At 33.4% G+C, this 18,855-nt stretch carries 17 protein-coding genes; 13 read left to right on the forward strand and 4 right to left on the reverse strand.

Annotated features, from left to right (window positions below; all coding sequences use genetic code 11):
• Positions 1–10 precede the first annotated feature (10 nt).
• Both SMGD1_RS03440 and SMGD1_RS03445 read left to right on the forward strand, forming a co-directional pair.
• Complete coding sequence (locus SMGD1_RS03440; RefSeq protein WP_008340149.1) at positions 11–1,519, forward strand: HD domain-containing phosphohydrolase; 1,509 nt, start codon at positions 11–13, stop codon at positions 1,517–1,519.
• Positions 1,520–1,810: 291 nt separating this feature from the next.
• Positions 1,811–2,521 (forward strand): outer membrane protein OmpK, encoded by a 711-nt coding sequence (locus SMGD1_RS03445; RefSeq protein WP_008340138.1) that lies wholly within the window; start codon positions 1,811–1,813, stop codon positions 2,519–2,521.
• Here the strand turns inward: SMGD1_RS03445 and SMGD1_RS03450 are convergent, their stop codons facing one another.
• A complete protein-coding gene (locus SMGD1_RS03450) occupies positions 2,522–3,181 on the reverse strand; it encodes a ferritin family protein (protein ID WP_008340642.1) in 660 nt (219 codons plus the stop codon).
• A gap of 114 nt (positions 3,182–3,295) precedes the next feature.
• Between SMGD1_RS03450 and SMGD1_RS03455 the strand changes: the two genes are divergently transcribed.
• The 8 genes from SMGD1_RS03455 to SMGD1_RS03490 all read left to right on the forward strand — a co-directional run bounded on the left by SMGD1_RS03455 (position 3,296) and on the right by SMGD1_RS03490 (position 11,799).
• Entirely contained in the window at positions 3,296–3,697 is a 402-nt protein-coding gene (locus SMGD1_RS03455; RefSeq protein WP_008340163.1) for a Fur family transcriptional regulator, read from the forward strand.
• A gap of 88 nt (positions 3,698–3,785) precedes the next feature.
• On the forward strand, positions 3,786–4,712 hold the full coding sequence (locus tag SMGD1_RS03460) for a ribose-phosphate pyrophosphokinase (RefSeq protein WP_008340146.1): 927 nt from the start codon (positions 3,786–3,788) through the stop codon (positions 4,710–4,712).
• Positions 4,713–4,726: 14 nt separating this feature from the next.
• Positions 4,727–6,517: a translation elongation factor 4 gene (gene lepA / locus SMGD1_RS03465; RefSeq protein ID WP_008340160.1), complete on the forward strand. Its 1,791-nt coding sequence runs from the start codon at positions 4,727–4,729 to the stop codon at positions 6,515–6,517.
• A 14-nt stretch (positions 6,518–6,531) separates the two neighbouring features.
• Positions 6,532–7,098 (forward strand): ComF family protein, encoded by a 567-nt coding sequence (locus tag SMGD1_RS03470; protein WP_008340646.1) that lies wholly within the window; start codon positions 6,532–6,534, stop codon positions 7,096–7,098.
• Positions 7,099–7,163: 65 nt separating this feature from the next.
• On the forward strand, positions 7,164–9,020 hold the full coding sequence (locus tag SMGD1_RS03475) for a TonB-dependent receptor plug domain-containing protein (RefSeq protein WP_008340156.1): 1,857 nt from the start codon (positions 7,164–7,166) through the stop codon (positions 9,018–9,020).
• Positions 9,021–9,452, forward strand: coding sequence for a hypothetical protein (locus tag SMGD1_RS03480; RefSeq protein ID WP_008340648.1), 432 nt, complete (start codon positions 9,021–9,023; stop codon positions 9,450–9,452).
• Entirely contained in the window at positions 9,446–11,356 is a 1,911-nt protein-coding gene (locus SMGD1_RS03485; protein WP_008340155.1) for a bifunctional diguanylate cyclase/phosphodiesterase, read from the forward strand. Before SMGD1_RS03480 ends, SMGD1_RS03485 begins: the two co-directional genes overlap by 7 nt.
• A gap of 2 nt (positions 11,357–11,358) precedes the next feature.
• Complete coding sequence (locus tag SMGD1_RS03490; RefSeq protein WP_008340650.1) at positions 11,359–11,799, forward strand: hypothetical protein; 441 nt, start codon at positions 11,359–11,361, stop codon at positions 11,797–11,799.
• Here SMGD1_RS03490 and SMGD1_RS03495 read toward each other — a convergent pair.
• Positions 11,779–13,776 (reverse strand): translocation/assembly module TamB domain-containing protein, encoded by a 1,998-nt coding sequence (locus tag SMGD1_RS03495; protein ID WP_008340140.1) that lies wholly within the window; start codon positions 13,774–13,776, stop codon positions 11,779–11,781. The genes SMGD1_RS03490 and SMGD1_RS03495 overlap by 21 nt on opposite strands.
• Before the next feature lie 202 nt (positions 13,777–13,978).
• Between SMGD1_RS03495 and grpE the strand changes: the two genes are divergently transcribed.
• Together grpE and dnaK are read left to right on the forward strand one after the other, a co-directional pair.
• On the forward strand, positions 13,979–14,542 hold the full coding sequence (grpE, locus tag SMGD1_RS03500) for a nucleotide exchange factor GrpE (protein WP_008340652.1): 564 nt from the start codon (positions 13,979–13,981) through the stop codon (positions 14,540–14,542).
• A gap of 125 nt (positions 14,543–14,667) precedes the next feature.
• On the forward strand, positions 14,668–16,554 hold the full coding sequence (dnaK, locus tag SMGD1_RS03505; RefSeq protein ID WP_008339053.1) for a molecular chaperone DnaK: 1,887 nt from the start codon (positions 14,668–14,670) through the stop codon (positions 16,552–16,554).
• A 47-nt stretch (positions 16,555–16,601) separates the two neighbouring features.
• Here dnaK and SMGD1_RS03510 read toward each other — a convergent pair whose 3' ends face one another.
• Positions 16,602–17,096 carry a nitrous oxide reductase accessory protein NosL gene (locus tag SMGD1_RS03510; protein WP_008339138.1) on the reverse strand — a complete coding sequence of 165 codons (495 nt, stop codon included), beginning with the start codon at positions 17,094–17,096 and terminating at the stop codon, positions 16,602–16,604.
• Positions 17,097–17,192: 96 nt separating this feature from the next.
• Here SMGD1_RS03510 and SMGD1_RS03515 point away from each other — a divergent pair, with 96 nt between their 5' ends.
• Complete coding sequence (locus SMGD1_RS03515; RefSeq protein WP_008340655.1) at positions 17,193–17,690, forward strand: redoxin domain-containing protein; 498 nt, start codon at positions 17,193–17,195, stop codon at positions 17,688–17,690.
• Here the strand turns inward: SMGD1_RS03515 and SMGD1_RS03520 are convergent, their stop codons facing one another.
• Positions 17,691–18,782, reverse strand: a complete 1,092-nt coding sequence (locus tag SMGD1_RS03520; protein ID WP_008338875.1) for an HD domain-containing phosphohydrolase — start codon at positions 18,780–18,782, stop codon at positions 17,691–17,693.
• Positions 18,783–18,855: the final 73 nt, after the last annotated feature.

An 18,855-nucleotide genomic window follows, 5' to 3' on the forward strand; every position in this document is an offset into this window, starting at 1 on the left:
GATTCGTCTTATGCAAGATAAGCTAAAAACAAAAATAGCTTCACTCAGAGAAAAAGCAGGACACTTTTCTATATTATATGTTGAAGACGAACAAGTACTACGCGAGGGTATTACCACTTTTTTAAATAAGATCTTCACAAAACTTGACACAGCTATAGATGGAGAAGAAGGTCTTAAAAAATACACTCAGAATCAATATGACATAGTGATTACAGATATTCAGATGCCTAAGATGGATGGTCTGGAGATGATAAGTAGAATCAAAGATATTAATGAAAAACAAGAGATCATCGTTGTTTCTGCATACACTGATTCAGAATTTTTAACACGCTCCATTCAACTTGGAGTTACTGGTTACATAGTTAAACCTATAGATTTTTCCCAAATATTAAAAATGCTAGATCAATCAATTGATAAACTATCGGCATTTCGTGAAAACGAGATGTACAAAGCAGATTTAGAAGCGATGGTTGAAGAGAGAACACAAACTGTTTTAAACCTTCAACATGAACAAGTACAAAACTACCAACATGCTATCCACTCTCTTGTAAAGATGATAGAGGCAAGAGATACTTATACAGGCGGTCATAGTGAACGCGTTGCTACGTATTCAAAAAATATTGCCGAAGCAATGGGACTTTCAGCAAAAGAGTGTAACATGATTTATGAATCAGGAATCTTGCACGATATTGGTAAAATCATAACACCTGATGCAATTTTACTAAAACCAAATCAGTTAACCGATAATGAGTACTCATTGATAAAAGATCATGTAACGGCAGGATATAATATACTTCATGAAATCCCGATGTACCATGAACTCGCAAAAATAGTACATGCTCATCATGAACACTGTGATGGAAGTGGTTACCCTAAAGGATTAAAAGGTGATGAAATTCCATTAGCATCACGGATTATGGCTGTAGCAGATGCATTTGATGCTATGACCACCAGAAGAGTATATAAAGCTAAGAAGACTATTGAGCAAGCGATAGAAGAGCTGGAAAAATATAGTGACGTTTGGTATGATAAAAAAGTAATTGAGAGTGCTAAAGAGATTTTCAAATCTGTTGACCTTAAAAATAATGCAGAGCAACTTCCTAATACTTTTATAGATGATGAACGTTTTGCATACTTTTATAAAGATCCATTAACCAATCTTTATAACAACTACTATCTTGATTTTATTTTACAATCTAATATAAATTCAGAAAAAAATCTTTACTTAAACATACTTTACATGAAAGATTTTTCTAAATATAACAAAGAGTATGGCTGGAGTGAAGGTGATGTAGTTCTTCGTAGCTTTAGTGAGTATCTTAGATTAGAATATCCACACCACCAACTCTTTCGTATCTTTGGAGATGACTTTGTTCTTTTAAGCGATAAAGATATTAAAATGGATATAGACAAAATTAATTCTATTCCTCTGTTTAATACCAATGGTCTCTCTTGTGGTATAAAATATTACGACCTTCAAAATATGAGTATTCACAGCTTTAAAGATTTACAAGATTAATTTTGTGAACACTTTTTGCTTACTATTAATTGGATTTACACAATTTGTCTTTGTTGCTTTACCTAAGCGTTAAAACGCTTTACAACTAAGGATATGTCATGTTAAATGGTTTAATTCGTGTCGATGTCAATAACACTCACTTCCCTCAGGTTGATCAAAACAAACGCTTTTCAAAAATGGTTAAAATAATTATAATGTTTAACGATGGAGGAGGATGATCCTTTCGTATATATAATTAGCTTTTATCAATATAATGATATAATTTTATATTGATACAAAGGAAAATCCTCTATGAAAAAACTTCTCTTAAGTGCTCTTCTACTATCAAATCTCGTTGCTTTTTCAACAACAAATATTCAGCTTCTGTATGGAACATTTGATGGAAACAGCTATGTTTATGACACGAAAAATGGCGCTAAAACAACTTTTACACTTGAGCACTATAGCGCTTTCGAATATGGCGATATTTATGGTTTTATTGATTACAGTGTTGCGGATGATGAGTTTAAATATCATAATAGTAAAACAGATACTTACGGAGAGTTTTCTCCAAGACTAAACCTTAGCAAAATTACGTCAACAAATTTGAGTTTTTCAATAATAAAGCAAGTTTACTTAGCATACCAGTACAATGCTAGCAATACTTATAATGCAAATTTAATAGGTCTTGGAAGTGATCTCTCGGTTTACGGATTTGATGTGTTTGGTCTTAATGCTTATAAAAAGTATCAAAATATTGGCGAGGAAACTTATCAGTTATCACCCTACTATAAAACTAAAAAGATTTCTGATATTTTTTTCATTGATGGATTTATTGACTGGACTGAGTATGACTTTTTAACTCAAAATCAATTTCTGTTTGATATGAAAAGACCTCTAAAGGTAGAGAATCTTTTCATAGGGGCTGAGTGGCACTACTATAAGCAAAAGCCACTAAACCTAAACTTCAATTCAAGAGTAGAATCAAATACACTTCAGGCAATGATTAAATACTCTTGGTAATTACTTCTTAGAGTTTAGTCTTGACTGATACTCTTGTGGATGTTTACAAACGGGACAAGTCTTTGGAGCTTTTTTACCGCGATGTACATGCCCACACACTTCACAAATCCACTCTTCTTCCTCATCCTCACTAACAAACTCAGCATCTGCTTCAAGTCTGTCTAGTAGCATCTGGAACATATTTTCATGTTCTACCTCTATTTGGCCAATACCACTAAATAATTTTGCAGCTTCTTTATGACCCTCTTCTTTTGCAATAGCTGCAAAGTCAGGATACATAGTTACATTTTCATAAGACTCACCATCAATAGCAGTTTGAAGGTTGGCTTTTGTATCTCCAAAACTATCTTCAGTTGAACCTGCCATTCTATTTGCTAATGCAAGTTCCATCTTAGCGTGTTGCTTTTCATTGTTTGCAGCTCTTTGAAAATGTTCTGCTATATCTCTGTAACCCTCTTTTTGAGCTACATTAGCAAAATATTCATACTTGTTTCTGGCCTGTGACTCACCTGCAAATGCTTTTAGTAAATTTACTAGAGTTAGATTCTCAGTAATCATTTCCATAGCTTGTCCACAACAGTGAAGTTCACCGCCACCTACATGACTTACTTCTACAACATTACCGCATTTATTACACTTATATGATTCATACTGTCTCATTTATAACTCCTAAATTTATCTAAAGGATAATTTTTTTCCTTTATAACATTATAATACTATTAAACTTAAAATATAATTTTTCTCCTTTAAACTACTATATTGTATAATGTCATTATGATTAATTATACAGATGAACTTAGACGTCATAATTTAAAAGCAACACCACAAAGATTAGCAATCAGTAATGCGCTGCACTCTTGTGGACATATCAACATAGATACTCTATATGAATTGATGCTGAAAAAATTCGCTTCTATTTCATTGGCAACCATATACAAAAACGTTCATTTAATGCTTGAGAACTCTTATATACAAGAAGTTAAAATTCCACAGAGCAAGACAGTTTATGAACTTACAAAAACTTACCACTCTCACCTTGTATGTACCAAATGTGGAGAAGTTGAGGACATTAAACTCAATATGAAGCCTATTCTAAGCGAAGTAAATTCTAATAGTAGTTTTGAGATATCTAAAACAGATGTTGTTCTATCTGGAACATGTAAAAACTGCCAATAAATTTTTCTTCTAATTTGTATTACTTTTAACAACTCCTCAGCACTACTATTATATAATTCCATTATCAATTTTTCCAAGAAGGAATCCCATGCGTGGTTATAAAATTTTTGCTGGTTCTGCAAGTATAGAATTCGCAAAAGAAATTTGTAAAATTTTAGATGTTCCATTAGCTAATGCTGATACAAAAAGATTTAGTGATGGTGAGATATCAGTTCAGATAGCTGAAAGTGTTCGTGGTCGCGATGTGTTTATAGTACAAAGTACTGGTGCTCCGTCAAACGACAACCTAATGGAACTACTTATTATGACAGACGCTCTTCGCCGTTCATCTGCTCAAAGTATTACTGCTGTCGTTCCTTACTACGGATATGCAAGACAAGACAGAAAAGCTGCTCCTCGTGTTCCAATTACTGCAAGACTTGTTGCAGATATGTATGAGACTGCCGGCATAAACAGAGTTGTAACAATCGACCTTCATGCAGGTCAAATCCAAGGGTTTTTCAATATTCCTGTTGATAATCTTTATGGTTCTATTACATTTGAGACTTATATCAAAAGTAAAAACCTTAAAAACCCTATCATCGCTTCTCCTGATATTGGTGGTGTTGCCCGCGCTCGTTACTTTGCAAAACGTATGGGTCTTGAGATGGTTATCGTTGATAAACGTCGTGAAAAAGCAAATGAGAGTGAAGTTATGAATATCATCGGTGATGTTAAAGGTTATGATGTAATCATGATTGATGACATGGTAGATACTGCAGGAACTATGGTTAAAGCTGCTACTGCACTTAAAAACAACGGCGCAACTTCTGTTATGGCTTGTGCTACTCATGCCGTACTTAGCGGAAAGGCTTATGACAATCTAGACCATGGTGAACTTGATGAACTAATAGTTACAAATACTTTAGAATCAGCGCCACATAAAAAAATAAAAGTATTAACAGTTGCTCCTCTTTTTGCAGAAGTAATTCGTCGTGTTTATCACAACGAAAGCGTTAATGGTCTTTTTGAATAATCAGAGGTAAATAATTGAAAAACATTAGAAACTTTTCTATCATCGCTCATATCGACCACGGTAAGAGCACATTAGCAGACCGTATTATTCAAGAGTGTGGTTCAGTTACTGAAAGAGAACTAAAAACTCAGATGATGGATACTATGGATATTGAGCAAGAGCGTGGTATTACCATCAAAGCTCAAAGTGTTAGACTTGATTATGTAAAAGATGGCGAGCACTATATTCTAAATCTTATAGACACTCCGGGACACGTTGATTTTTCTTACGAAGTTAGTAAGTCGCTTGCCTCTAGTGATGGTGCTTTACTTATAGTAGATGCTGCTCAAGGCGTTGAAGCTCAGACTATCGCAAATGTTTATCTGGCAATGGAAAACAATTTAGAGCTTATCCCAGTAATAAATAAAATTGATTTACCTGCAGCAGACCCAATAAAAGTTGCTGAAGAGATTGAAACAAGTATTGGAATAGATGCTACAGATGCTTGTTTAGTTTCTGCAAAAACTGGAGTTGGAATTCGTGCATTAATTGATGCAATTGTTGACAGAGTCCCTTCTCCTGTTGGAGACCCTAGTGCAACTACAAAAGCTATCATTTATGACTCCTGGTTTGATCAATATCTTGGTGCACTAGCACTTGTTCGTGTTTTTGACGGTCAAGTTAAAAAAGGCCAGAATATTAAGCTTATGAGCAATGGCGAAGAGCATCATATTCTTGATTTAATGTACCCTCACCCACTAAAACGCATCAAGACTAACACTATTGAATGTGGAGAAATTGGTATTGTTGTTCTTGGACTTAAAGAAGTTAGCGTTATTAATGTTGGTGACACAATTACAGATGCAAAAAATCCTACTGCAGAGCCTGTTGGAAGATATGAACCTGCTAAACCATTTGTATTTGCCGGTATATATCCAATAGACACAGATGATTTTGAAGATTTACGCGATGCACTAAATAAACTTCGCCTTAATGACAGCTCTCTATCTTATGAGCCTGAAACTTCTTTAGCTCTTGGTTTTGGTTTTCGTGTTGGATTTTTAGGTATGCTTCATATGGAAGTCGTTAAAGAGAGACTTGAGCGTGAATTTAACCTTGACTTAATTGCTTCCGCACCATCTGTAATATATGAAGTTTATCTCAATAATGGTGAAAAAATTAATGTTCATAATCCTTCAGAGCTTCCAGAAGTAAACAAAATTGACAGAATTGAAGAACCATATGTAAAAGCAACAGTTATTACACCAAGTATATATCTTGGTAATATCATAACTCTCTTAATTAGTAAACGCGGTACTCAAAGTAAGATGACTTATCTTAATGAAGATAGAGTTATGCTTGAGTATGAAGTTCCAATGAATGAGATAGTTGTTGACTTTTACGACACCTTAAAGTCAATCTCTAAAGGTTACGCTTCATTTGATTACGAACCTTTAGATTTTAGAGTTGGGGACCTTGTTAAACTTGATATCAAAGTAGCTGGGGAAGCTGTAGATGCACTAAGTATAGTTGTTCCTCGTAATCAAGCTCTATCTCGTGGCCGCATCTTAGTTAAGAATATGAAAGAGATTATCCCTCGTCAACTTTTTGAAGTAGCTGTTCAAGCATCTTTGGGTTCTCAGATTATCGCTAGAGAAACAGTGAAATCTATGGGTAAAAATGTTACTGCCAAATGTTACGGTGGAGATATAACTCGTAAGAGAAAACTACTCGAAAAGCAAAAAGCTGGTAAAAAACGTATGAAATCCATAGGAAAAGTGCAACTTCCTAGCGAAGCGTTTATGTCTGTTTTAAAGATGGACTAAATTCTGTGAAATGCATGTTGTGTGAAAGTTTATCTTTTACACACATCTGCACTAACTGTCAAGAAACCTTTCTGCGCCCAAGCATCTACAAAAGAAAAATCCTAAATAACATCGAAGTTATCTCTTTTTACAAATACAATGATATAAAAGACTTACTACATACAAAACACACGGATATTGGCTACTACATCTACTCAATCCTTGCGAATTACTCTTTAAAAGAGTTTGCAAAAAACTTTGAATATCCAGAGAGAGTTAGCTCTATAGCAATTGATGACAACATAAGAAATGGATACTCTCATACAGCCATATTAAATAAAGCTCTTAAAAGTAAAAACATTAAACCTGAGTTTAATAAACTAAGAGCAAAAAATCCTGTTTCATACTCTGGCAAAAGTAGAGAGTTTAGACTAATGAACCCTAGAAATTTCACATTTAAGCACAATACTGATAGAGATATAATACTTGTTGATGACATTATAACAACTGGTTCAACTCTCTCACAAGCCATTAATACTATATTGAAAAGCAATTCAAGCCCCTTATTCTGTCTAACATTAGCAGATGCAAGTATCAAATAGCTAAGCACACTGTAAGGACACTTAAACTAGAATGCAAAGTTAATATTAATTTAAGAAGTTGAAAAATGAAAATAATATTTATCTTGTTCGTTTCTACACTCTTACTTTTTTCTAAAGATATAGCTCTAGACAACCTTCTAGCAGAATATGAAAACTCCGAATCACTATACCATCAAACTAAAGAAGAGAGTGCTGGTCATATCATCCTTTTTTCACGTGCCGATCTCGATAAGATGCAAGCTTATACACTTAATGATGTATTAAAAACACTCAGGATGTTTAACATTGAAGCGACAAGAACAGGAATGACAACTCTTGTAAAAAGCGGTAGCAATCAAGCAGCACTAAATCCTGTGAAAATATTTATAAACTCTCAGGAGTTAAACTCTGCAACTCTTGGAAATGCACTTACCCAATATGGCAAAATGGGCCTTTATTTTATAGACCATATAGAAGTATATCAAGCAGGAAACTCTGTTATCTTTGGGAATGAGCCAGGTGGCATGACAATAAAGCTATACACCAAAGAACCAGCTCGTGAAAACAGTACATCTGTGCAGGCATCTGTTGATACAAGATCAAGTGTTAACCTTAGAGCGCTAGATGCTAAAGTATTTGGTGATTATTCATATTTAGCTAATGTTGATGTTCGTAAAAATAACTACAAAACTTACAATACAAATGGTTATGACATGTCTCGTGATGGAGCTGGTGGTCAATTTTACTTTAAATTCTCAAAAAAAGAGAGCTATGATATAGAGCTAGGAGCTTCAAAAGAAAAAGCTGACTCTTTTAGCGGTTTAGGGAATGCTCCTGTTGATGGATTTATAGATACAAAAACTTTATATCTCCAAGCTACCAAACACTTTGGAAATGACTTAAATGTGATTTTAAGTATGTCTCATGAAAACCTGGATGTCCTAAATAAAGATGCTGTTGGTATAACAATGGCAGACGGTGCTACCCCAAAAAAGTTTGAAACAAATATAGGAAGTAATGTTTATAGTGCAATAGTAGAAAAAAGACTTGTTAATGGGGCAAATGATCTATTTTTAGGTGCAAATATCAAATATCAAAAGTTTAATGTGAACAAGTATAAATACGATGATGTAACTACTCCAAAAATATGGGGTCCTACTGAACTCAACATTTATATGGCTTATCTAGAAAATCTATACAATATAAATGAGAACAATCTTATAGCTTTTAGTGCAAAACTAGATCATTATAAAAATGACTTTTCCAAATCATCAACAGAAAATATATTGAGACTTGGATATGTGTCTATCATCAACAACAGTTTAACATTGAAACTATTTGCTATGAAAAGCTATGTGCACCCAACCTTTAGACAAACTACATTTTCACCCAATACAAATATAAACCCCGACTTAGATAGTATAAAAAACAGAACACTTACTGCAGAAATAATCTATAAAATGGACAATACTACTTTTACAATAAATGGTGGAGAAAGTACAGCAAAAGATTCAATAATCTATAACCCTGTGCTAAAACAATATGTCAACAAAAGTGGAACAACTACATTTCACAGAGGATTTTTCAGAGTAGATCATAAATTTGATGTAAATAATAAAATAACACTTGAGTATTTTAAGATGTTTCAAGATGTATATACTAGCTCGGGCGAAGGCGGACTTATTCAGCTTTTTAATAAAATTGGCAAGCTTGATATCTACAATGAACTTGTATACAGGTCAGATTATAAATCATCTGATGGAATAAATATGCCTGCTGGATATGACTACTCTCTTGGTGTCATCTACCCGATCAATAAACAACTGGAATTGAAACTAAAGGGTGAGAATCTTTTAGATCAGGCTCACGAAGTTCCAATAAATGGAGTTGATGTCCCAGTAATGGAGCGACGCGGCTTGCTAACTATGGAGTACACTTTTTAAATGAAACTCTTTGCAACATTTATTTTTTTAGCATTTGTGTCATTTGCATCTGAGAGTTCAGATAATCTAAGAGTTCAAATATTAGAAAAAATAATCACTGAGATTTCTGTAAATAAAGAGATAAAAGTATGGAGTGATAATAAGAATATACTAAACACTCTAAAAAGCCATAATATACTAAATACTACAGACAACTGTGAAGACGCGTCAATCATTATCTTGCAAGAGCAAAACAACTTGCTAGAAGAGTGTTCTTCTAAAACTATTTTTGTACTTAACTATGAAATGCTCTCTGAGATTCCTAAAAGTTTTGGAGCTCTTTTTTGGAAAAAAGGCAGACCTAATATTGTAATACTAAAATCAAGGATAAAAGCTCAATCCATTCAAGTTTCAAATGACTTGAAGCCATATTTAGAGGAAAAAATATGGTAAAGAAAAAAGAGCTCTTTCTATTTTTGCTTCTGTTACTTTTGGGACTGTTTTTCATATATATATACATCTACATTAAACAGGCCCAAGAAGACATATTTTTACGTATAGAGAGCAATAAAATAAATAATGTTTCTAATGTACTTAAAAATATAGAAGATGACATCATAAATAAAAACTCTATTAAAAACACGAATGATCTAATTGCTTTGCTATCTAATACAAGCACGAGAGAAAAGTATGAAGACAAAATATCTCTCTTTCTCACTCCAAGTGTAAAGTATATCTATCTGCTTTATAAAGATGAAGAAGATAGGTTTAGATTTTTACTAGATGCTTCAAAAGAGGATAAAGCAAATTTTTACCAAAAATTTGATGTTATGGACAAGGCATATATAAACTTATATAAAGAGTCTGAACCACAGACTATTAAACAACACGACATGGAAAATCTATACTTAACATACCTTTATCCTGTTAAAACTTCCGGTAAAGTTGTTGGCATACTTAGTGTAGATATCACAACAAATATTCAAAAAACCATTCTCAAACTAATCAAGCCGCTAGAGACTTTTTTTATAGTTTTAATAATCTTCATATTTCTACTTATGCTTATGACAATCATACAAATTTTTCACTACTTTATAACTAGAAAAAAAATCTTTACAGATCCTCTTACTCAGATATATAACAGGAACTATCTTCAAGAGATATCGCCTATGCTTAACTTGAACAACTACTCTATTGCTATGCTTGACCTAGACAAATTTAAAGTTGTAAATGATATTTATGGGCACAAAGCCGGTGACTTGATACTCTCACAAAGCAGTATGATTATTAAGAGTTCTATTAGAGATAATGACATCCTGATACGATATGGAGGGGAAGAGTTTCTACTACTTATGCATAAGCGAAATCCTACAGACAGCTCTTCAGAGATTTGTGAACGTATCAGAGAAAATCTTAACGCACACGTATTTACATACGAAAATCATAAAATAGTTATGCAGATATCTATTGGTGTGCATGAAAACCCAGCATCAGAAAAAAGTCTAAATGAAGCTATTAAAGTAGCCGATAAGATGCTCTATATTGCTAAAAAAGAGGGTAGAAACAGAGTTGTACATTTTAATGATAAAGCTCAAAGTATGATTCTATCAAGAACAAAAGATATAAATTTTGTAAAAGCGGCCATAGAAGAAGATCGAGTAATATGTTTCTATCAACCTATATATAACCAACTTACAAATGAGATTCTGAAATATGAAGCTTTGGTAAGAATCAAAGATAAAGATAATAATATCATTGCCCCTGTATTTTTTCTTCCTGGACTAAAAGACACAAATATACACTACAAACTAACCCAAAGAATTCTCTCTATTGTATTTGAAAAGTTTAAAGATTCTGAGCATTGCGTTAGCATAAACATTAACTTCTCAGATCTCATAAATCAAGATATTGAAACAACGATTACTGACACATTTATTACTAATCCAGACTTAGCATCCAGAGTGACATTTGAAATACTTGAGAGCGATGAGATAGAAAATATAACTCTTTTTAAAGAGAAGATAGCGCTACTGCATCTATTTAAGGCTAAAGTCTCCATAGATGATTTTGGAAGTGGCTATTCTAACTTCAAAACCATTTTAGACATAGAAGCTAACTATTTAAAGATTGACGGCGGTTTAGTAAAAAATATTGATATCAACGAAAAAGACTACAAAGTTGTAAAAAGTATCATACACTTTGCCAACGAAGCAAACATGGAAACTGTTGCGGAGTTTGTTCACTCAAAAGAAGTTTATGATAAACTCGAAGAGTTAGGTGTTGACTATATGCAGGGCTATTATATTGCACAGCCAGCTCCTGAACTTGTCAACTCATCTGAACTATTTAAAGGATAGCCTTGAAGATTATATTTTTTATACTCTCCTTGTCTTTGCTCCTAAATGCTCAGATGCTCCAAGTCGGAGACAGGGTAAATCCTGTAAAACTAAAGTCTCAGCATGATAAAGAACATACCTTAGTTAAAGACGGCATCTGGATTATAACTTGGGACAAGGCTACAACTAGAGTAGCAAATCAGTATTTTGATGAGCATAAGATGCCAAAAAACATAAATCTCATTGTAGATACTTCTCAAATTCCAGCCGGAATATTTTCTCTATTTGTACGTCCTAGGATGGAGAGTTATCAGCACCCTATTCTACTCAGCTTCAATGAGAAGTATAATCTTACCCTGCCTTTTAAAGAAGAGATGCTAACTCTTCTTTATATCAAAAGTTCAAAAGTAAAAAAAATTGTATATATTAAAGATATTGAGGAATTAGAAAAAACCTTTAAGTAGCTTTCCTAGTTCTTTTTCTATAGCCTTTCCTGCTTCTTTTTTAACTAAATCTTCTACATCTATAGTAACCTTTGGTGAGGAAGTATTACCTTTTAACATTACAGAAATTGGACTTTTATTTGCTACTACATCTATTTTAGAATCAATAGTTTTTGTCTTTGTATTTAACTGCGTGTTTTTAGTTTTTATAGATGAAGTATTAGATTTTAGCTCCATAGATGCTACTATTTTCTCTTTATTTATATCTGCGTGCACATCCCCTTTAAATGTTTCAACATACATATCAACTTTTGCATACTGCTTGATGAGATTTAGCATCTGATTTTTCGTAAATTTGCCATCTATTAAATGACCGTCAAACTTACCCTTTTGAGATGCGAGATTATAATCAAGCTTAGCATCTAGTGATGCTTTAAATATCTCAGGATATATAAGCATATAAAGAGCATCTAATGTTTGAACACCAAGTATATCTGCATGGAAGTCATCATTGTGAAGTTTCGCATCTATCTTGCCGCCTGCTACATTAGAAAGTATTGTCAGATCAAAGTCATCACCTTTGTTTAACTCTCCGTTAACTGTAATACCACCTTTTATATGTTGCTCGGTAGCAAAATAAAGTTTATCTAAATTAGGAACTGTTGCTTTATAGTCGCTATTTATCGTACTATTTTTTAAGTTTACTCTAGCTCTTTTTATATCAAAATCTGCAAGCGTAGACTTCAAGTTAACTTTAGAGTCAATAATATCTCCATTTAGAGTTGTATCTGTAATCATTTGAAATGCTGTTTGTGGCATCGGTGTTTTAAACTTGTATGCTTCTGTCATATATTTTACATCAAGTAGACCTTTTTTCACACTTGAGATGACCTTGCCGTTTAACTTACCACTTCTGGCATCTGGTATATTTACATCTAAAGAGAAGATTCCATCTGCATAATGAGGCTGCTTTACCATATATAAAACTCTATCTAGTTTTAAATTTTTCATACTTGCTTGTACGCTGGCTGGAGCAAACTCTTTTAGAATTGCTTCAAATCTTGTATCTGACTCTGCCACATCACTCTTACCATCTACTACAAGCTTTGCTTTTGTACCTTTAACTGTACCGTTTAGTCTAAATGAACCTCTAACATCTGCTCCAGTAACTGGTTTAAGCAATGCTAACTCTTTTATATCTAGTGCATACTTTATATCTGTTTTTAGCGGTGTTGGAATAACTTTACCTGAAGAAGTTATTTTAAATAGATTAGATATTAGTTTATATGTATAGTCAACATCATCACCCTTAAGCTTTGCATCTAAGTTCATAGTAAAATCAGTGTTGGGAATAGTAATATTGAAGTCATTTTTCATTACTTTAGTATTTATCTTCCCGTCCTCTGTTGCGAGAATTATATCTCCATCCAGAGCATGAGGTTTTATATTTTTAAAATTAACATCCAGATTTACATCAGCATCTGCATATGGCTTTTGAGCACCTATGTCCAATAATTCACTCAATTTTAACTTTTTAACTTTTGCAATTATAGAAGTTGGGTTGAATTCAGTTAATTCAACATGATAAGTTGTATCACTAGATGCTACATCACTGATTCCGTCTACAGTAATAAATGCCATATCACCTTTTACTTTACCACTCGTTCTAAATGATTTGCGAAGTTCTACTGTGCTAAGAGATTTTAGTGACTCTAAGTTATCCAGATCTACATTATAGTTAATATCAAAGCTTTTTGAAAAAGGAGAGTACTCCCCTTTTAAACTAACAACATTACCCTGATTTATCTCTAAAATTATTTCAAACTCACTCATACTCAAAGAAAAAACTTTAAGTTTGCTATCTAGCAAGGTCTGCTCTTTAATCTTTTCTTCTATTGTAGGCTGCAATATAGAGTTACCAAGAGGCGTGAAAGCCAATACATATACACCAATTACTAAGATCCCAAATAGGCCACCAAACCATGCTAAATATTTCATATAAACTCCTAGAGATAGAATATTTCGTATAATTTAAATACATATAATGATACTAAATTTAACTTTAACTTAGCACATTTACTACTTGACACTATATGACTCAACTTAGCTTATATATAAAAACTAAACTTATACTTGACATTGTTACACTCAATATGTATAATAGTGTTATCTTTTTAAAATAAGGAGTGATTTAACAACTATGTCAAAACAAACAGATGAAGAATTACAGACAGAACCTCTAATAAATGAAGAGGAAAATATAGAATTAACGAGTGATGAGGCAGAGGCTGAAGCCGAAGCAGTTGAGAATGAGTTTGACCTTCTTCAAGAAGAGTTAGTTGCTCTAAAAGACAAGTATGCGAGAGTGCATGCTGATTTTGACAACATCAAAAAAAGACTAGAAAGAGAAAAATATACTGCGGTTGAATACTCAAACGAGAAATTCGCTAAAGATATGATTCCAGTAATGGACGCTCTTCAAATGGCAATAGCTTCTACAGAAAATGTAGCAGATGCTCAAGAGCATTTTGAAAAATTAAAAGAGGGAATTGAGCTTACACTTAAGCAGTTCACTACCTCTTTAGAAAAGCATGGTGTAACAATGGTTTCTCACGATGAGCCATTTGACCCAAATATTCACAATGCTGTTCAAAGTGTAGATAGTGAAGATGTTGAGAGTGGACAAATAGTTCAAACTTTTCAAACTGGTTATAAATATAAAAACAGACCACTGCGTGAAGCAATGGTAATCGTAGCCAACTAATTATTAGAACGATAATTGGAACAAGTCCCAATTATCTACGCTAGGCGCTGTGCCACTAAAGCACAAAAAAGCTTTCGGCTTTTTCGTAAAAGTGGAAAAAAATTAAATTAAATTAAGGAAATAATATGTCAAAAGTAATAGGTATAGATTTAGGAACAACAAATTCATGTGTAGCAGTTTACGAGGGTGGTGAAGCGAAAATCATCCCAAATGCAGAAGGTAAAAACACAACTCCATCAGTTGTAGCTTTCACAGATAAAGGTGATGTTTTAGTTGGTGATCCAGCAAAACGTCAAGCAATCACAAACCCAGAGAAAACTATCTCTTCAATTAAGAGAATTATGGGTCTAATGATGAATGAAGAAAATGCTAAACAAGCACACGACAAAGTAACTTACAATATCGTAGATAAAGATGGTTCAGCAGCAGTTGATGTAGCAGGTAAGATTTACACTCCTCAAGAGATTTCAGCTAAGATTCTTACAAAACTAAAAGAAGATGCTGAAGCTTATTTAGGTTCTAAGGTAACTGACGCTGTTATTACAGTTCCAGCTTACTTCAACGATGCACAAAGAAAAGCAACAAAAGATGCTGGTACAATCGCTGGTCTTAATGTTCTTCGTATCATCAATGAGCCAACTGCTTCTGCACTAGCTTATGGACTTGACAGCAAAACTGAAGAGAATGTACTTGTTTATGACCTTGGTGGTGGAACATTTGACGTTACTGTTTTAGAAATTTCTGACGGTACATTTGAAGTTCTTTCAACTGATGGTAATGCATTTTTAGGTGGTGATGACTTTGATAATAAAATCGTTGATTATTTAAATGCTGAGTTTAAGAACTCTCATGGTATTGATCTTAAAAATGACAAAATGGCTCTTCAACGTCTAAAAGATTCTGCTGAAAATGCTAAAAAAGAGTTAAGTTCAGCTACTGAGACTGAAATCAACTTACCATTTATCACTATGACAGAAGCTGGGCCACAGCACCTTGTTGTAAAACTTACTCGTGCTAAATTTGAAGGTATGATTACAACACTAATTGATGAGACAATTCAGCATATCAAAACAGCAATGAAAGAGTCTGGTTTAGATAACAATCAAATCAAAGAGATTATCATGGTTGGTGGTTCAACTCGTGTTCCAGCTGCTCAAGAAGCTGTTTCAAAATACTTCGGTGGAAAATCACTAAATAAAGGTGTTAACCCTGATGAAGTTGTTGCCGCAGGTGCTGCTATTCAAGGTGGTGTTTTAAGAGGAGATGTTAAAGATGTTCTTCTTCTAGACGTTACTCCTTTATCACTAGGTATTGAGACTTTAGGTGGTGTTGCTACTAAGATCATTGAAAAAGGTACAACAATCCCAGTTAAAAAATCTCAAGTATTCTCAACTGCAGAAGACAACCAGCCGGCTGTTAGCATCTCGGTTGTACAAGGTGAGAGAGAATTCGCTAAAGATAACAAATCTTTAGGTCTTTTTGAACTAGGTAATATTGCAGCTGCACCAAGAGGTGTACCTCAAATCGAAGTAACTTTTGACATCGATGCAAACGGAATACTAACTGTTAGTTCAACTGACAAAGGTACTGGTAAATCTCAGTCAATCACAATCTCTGGTTCATCTGGATTAAGTGAAGAAGAAATCAACAAAATGGTTCAAGATGCTGAAGAAAACAAAGCAGCTGATACAGAGAGAAAAGCAATGGTTGATTTAAGAAACCAAGCTGATGCACTTATCGCTCAAACTGAAAAATCTTTAACTGAGATAGGTGATAAAATTGAAGCAGAAGAAAAAGCTAAAATTGAAGCTAATGTAACTGATCTTAAAGATATTCTAAAAGATGAGTCTGCTACTAAAGCGCAAATTGAAGAAAAAGTAAAAGCACTAACAGAATCAAGTCACAAAATGGCTGAGCAAATGTATAAAGACAAAGATGGTGGTGAAGCTGGTGAAGCTGATCAGAAAAAGAAAAAAGATGACGAAGATGTTATCGATGCTGAGATAGAATAATTTCACTATTAATCCAAAGGAGTTAATTCCTTTGGATCTACTAACTTCTAATGTTTAAAATCTTCTTTTGCAACTTCTAAAGCTTTAGTAAAATTCATAACTTCCCCACCAAACATAGCCTGAAATTTTTTAGCCATTGATTCATCAGAAAAAGCATACTTGCTAACTCTAGTCATTGTACCTCTTTTTTTACTTCCAACAACATAGTGAGCATCTCCGACATTAATAAATTTTAATGAGTCAACATCAACAACTTTTGGGTTTTTAAGAGTTACCCCCTCACCAAGATGATCTTCTAAACAGTGAATCGAACAATACTGAAAATGCTTACCATCATGTTCTGCAGCATGACTTGTTTTGTAAAACATTACTAAATCCATTCCGCATCTTCCACATGAGCCTTTATCTTTTCCACTTTGGAGTAGAGTTGCTTCTTGAGGGTTAACTGATTGATACATACTAGATTTTACATTAGGATTATTGTCAGGCCCACAGCCAACAAATACTAAAACTGCTATTATTGCTACATATACTTTTACCATATTTATATCCCTTTATTCTTTATTATTGTGGTAATATTACCACTTAACAATTACATAAGTGTTAAACTGACAAATTCATGACAAAAAGTTAACCTAATGAAAGAAAAAATCATAAAATATACAAAAGAGATAATTACCTTTTTTATATTTATAACTATTTTAGCAAATATTATCAGCTTCTATAAAAGCAGTGACTTAAACAAAGAGTCACTTCAAAATATCAATATAACTTTACTAGATTCTCAAAAATATAACTATCCAAAAGATAAACCACTTCTTATACATTTTTGGGCTACTTGGTGCCCAACATGCAAGCTTGAAGCCTCAAATATACAGACTATATCTGAGAACTTTGAAGTCCTGACTATCGCTGTAAGCTCCGGTGATGATTATGAGGTTAAAAAGTACATGCACGAGCATGACTTAAACTACAAAGTCTACAACGATGCTAATGGTTTTTTTGCAAAAGAGTTTAATATTGCGGCTTATCCAACTACTTTTATATATGATAAAAATAAAAATTTGGTTTTCAGTGAAGTTGGATTCACTAGTACTTTGGGATTGTGGCTTAGAATGTGGTTGGCAGGTTTATAACTACCTGTTATTAAGTAGCCAGTCAACTATTTTATTCATACTTCTTTTAGGTATTACTTCTTTTGTTGTCTTAACTGACTCTAGATTATATATTTTTGAAAATTCATCAATATTATCAAAGAAGATATCTATTAATTTTGGATCAAACTGCTTACCGCTCATCTCTCTAATGTAACTCATAACCTTATCTTGTGTCCATCCATCTTTATATGCACGCTTAAATGATAATGCGTCAAATACATCCGCTATAGCTACTATACGTCCATATATATGTATTTCTTCGCCTTTAAGCCCTTTTGGATAACCACTGCCATCATACTTTTCATGATGTTGTATACATACTATTGCGGCAGCTTTAAAAAGTGGCAGTTCAGACTTAGACAACATGTCACTTCCCAAAGTTGTATGGTGCATCATCACCTTAAATTCTTCATTAGATAGAGAACTAGGTTTATGCAGTATATTATCTGTAACACCGATTTTCCCTATATCATGCAATGAAGATGCATTTTTTAGTGTTTCAGCCTCTTTTGAGTCCATCCCATATAACAGAGCCAAGGTATGTGTAAACTCAGCAACCCTCTGAACATGCAGCTCAGTCTCTTTTGAATGTCCCTCAGCAATTGAGCCTAGGGTATACATTAGCTTTACCTGCGTATCAGCTATTTCTTTTGTCTTATCATTAACTTTTTTCTCAAGATTTTTCTCATAATCTTTAAGTTCCAAATGTAAATTTACACGGGCTAATAATTCTTCTTTAAAAAATGGTTTCTTGATATAATCAACTCCACCAACACTATATGCTTTGGTTAAAGTCTCTCTATCACTACTAGCTGTTAAAAATATTACTGGTATAGATTCAGTTGTTGGTTCAACTTTAAGATACCTACATGTCTGTATTCCGTCCATAATCGGCATCATTATATCAAGTAGTATCAGATCATACTTGCTCTCTTTTACAAGTCTTAGAGCTGTGAGTCCATCTCTGGCAGTTTTAGTTTCAAAACCGACTTTTTCCAGGATTGTTGCAACCAACTTCAGATTTTCATCTACGTCATCAACTATTAGTACTTTGTATTTAGAATTGTTCATAATAACTACTTTTAAAAGAGGATATAAAGAGTATATTGGGGATTGAAAGTAAAAAGTCCAAAGGGTAGAGATA

The organism is Sulfurimonas gotlandica GD1, from assembly GCF_000242915.1.
GTDB lineage: Bacteria > Campylobacterota > Campylobacteria > Campylobacterales > Sulfurimonadaceae > Sulfurimonas > Sulfurimonas gotlandica.

Coding starts and splice junctions, on each gene's coding strand:
- SMGD1_RS03440 (WP_008340149.1), top strand. CDS start 11: ATGCAAGATAAGCTAAAAACAAAAATAGCTTCACTCAGAGAAAAAGCA.
- SMGD1_RS03445 (WP_008340138.1), top strand. CDS start 1,811: ATGAAAAAACTTCTCTTAAGTGCTCTTCTACTATCAAATCTCGTTGCT.
- SMGD1_RS03450 (WP_008340642.1), bottom strand. CDS start 3,181: ATGAGACAGTATGAATCATATAAGTGTAATAAATGCGGTAATGTTGTA.
- SMGD1_RS03455 (WP_008340163.1), top strand. CDS start 3,296: ATGATTAATTATACAGATGAACTTAGACGTCATAATTTAAAAGCAACA.
- SMGD1_RS03460 (WP_008340146.1), top strand. CDS start 3,786: ATGCGTGGTTATAAAATTTTTGCTGGTTCTGCAAGTATAGAATTCGCA.
- SMGD1_RS03470 (WP_008340646.1), top strand. CDS start 6,532: ATGTTGTGTGAAAGTTTATCTTTTACACACATCTGCACTAACTGTCAA.
- SMGD1_RS03475 (WP_008340156.1), top strand. CDS start 7,164: ATGAAAATAATATTTATCTTGTTCGTTTCTACACTCTTACTTTTTTCT.
- SMGD1_RS03480 (WP_008340648.1), top strand. CDS start 9,021: ATGAAACTCTTTGCAACATTTATTTTTTTAGCATTTGTGTCATTTGCA.
- SMGD1_RS03485 (WP_008340155.1), top strand. CDS start 9,446: ATGGTAAAGAAAAAAGAGCTCTTTCTATTTTTGCTTCTGTTACTTTTG.
- SMGD1_RS03495 (WP_008340140.1), bottom strand. CDS start 13,776: ATGAAATATTTAGCATGGTTTGGTGGCCTATTTGGGATCTTAGTAATT.
- grpE (WP_008340652.1), top strand. CDS start 13,979: ATGTCAAAACAAACAGATGAAGAATTACAGACAGAACCTCTAATAAAT.
- dnaK (WP_008339053.1), top strand. CDS start 14,668: ATGTCAAAAGTAATAGGTATAGATTTAGGAACAACAAATTCATGTGTA.
- SMGD1_RS03510 (WP_008339138.1), bottom strand. CDS start 17,096: ATGGTAAAAGTATATGTAGCAATAATAGCAGTTTTAGTATTTGTTGGC.
- SMGD1_RS03515 (WP_008340655.1), top strand. CDS start 17,193: ATGAAAGAAAAAATCATAAAATATACAAAAGAGATAATTACCTTTTTT.
- SMGD1_RS03520 (WP_008338875.1), bottom strand. CDS start 18,782: ATGAACAATTCTAAATACAAAGTACTAATAGTTGATGACGTAGATGAA.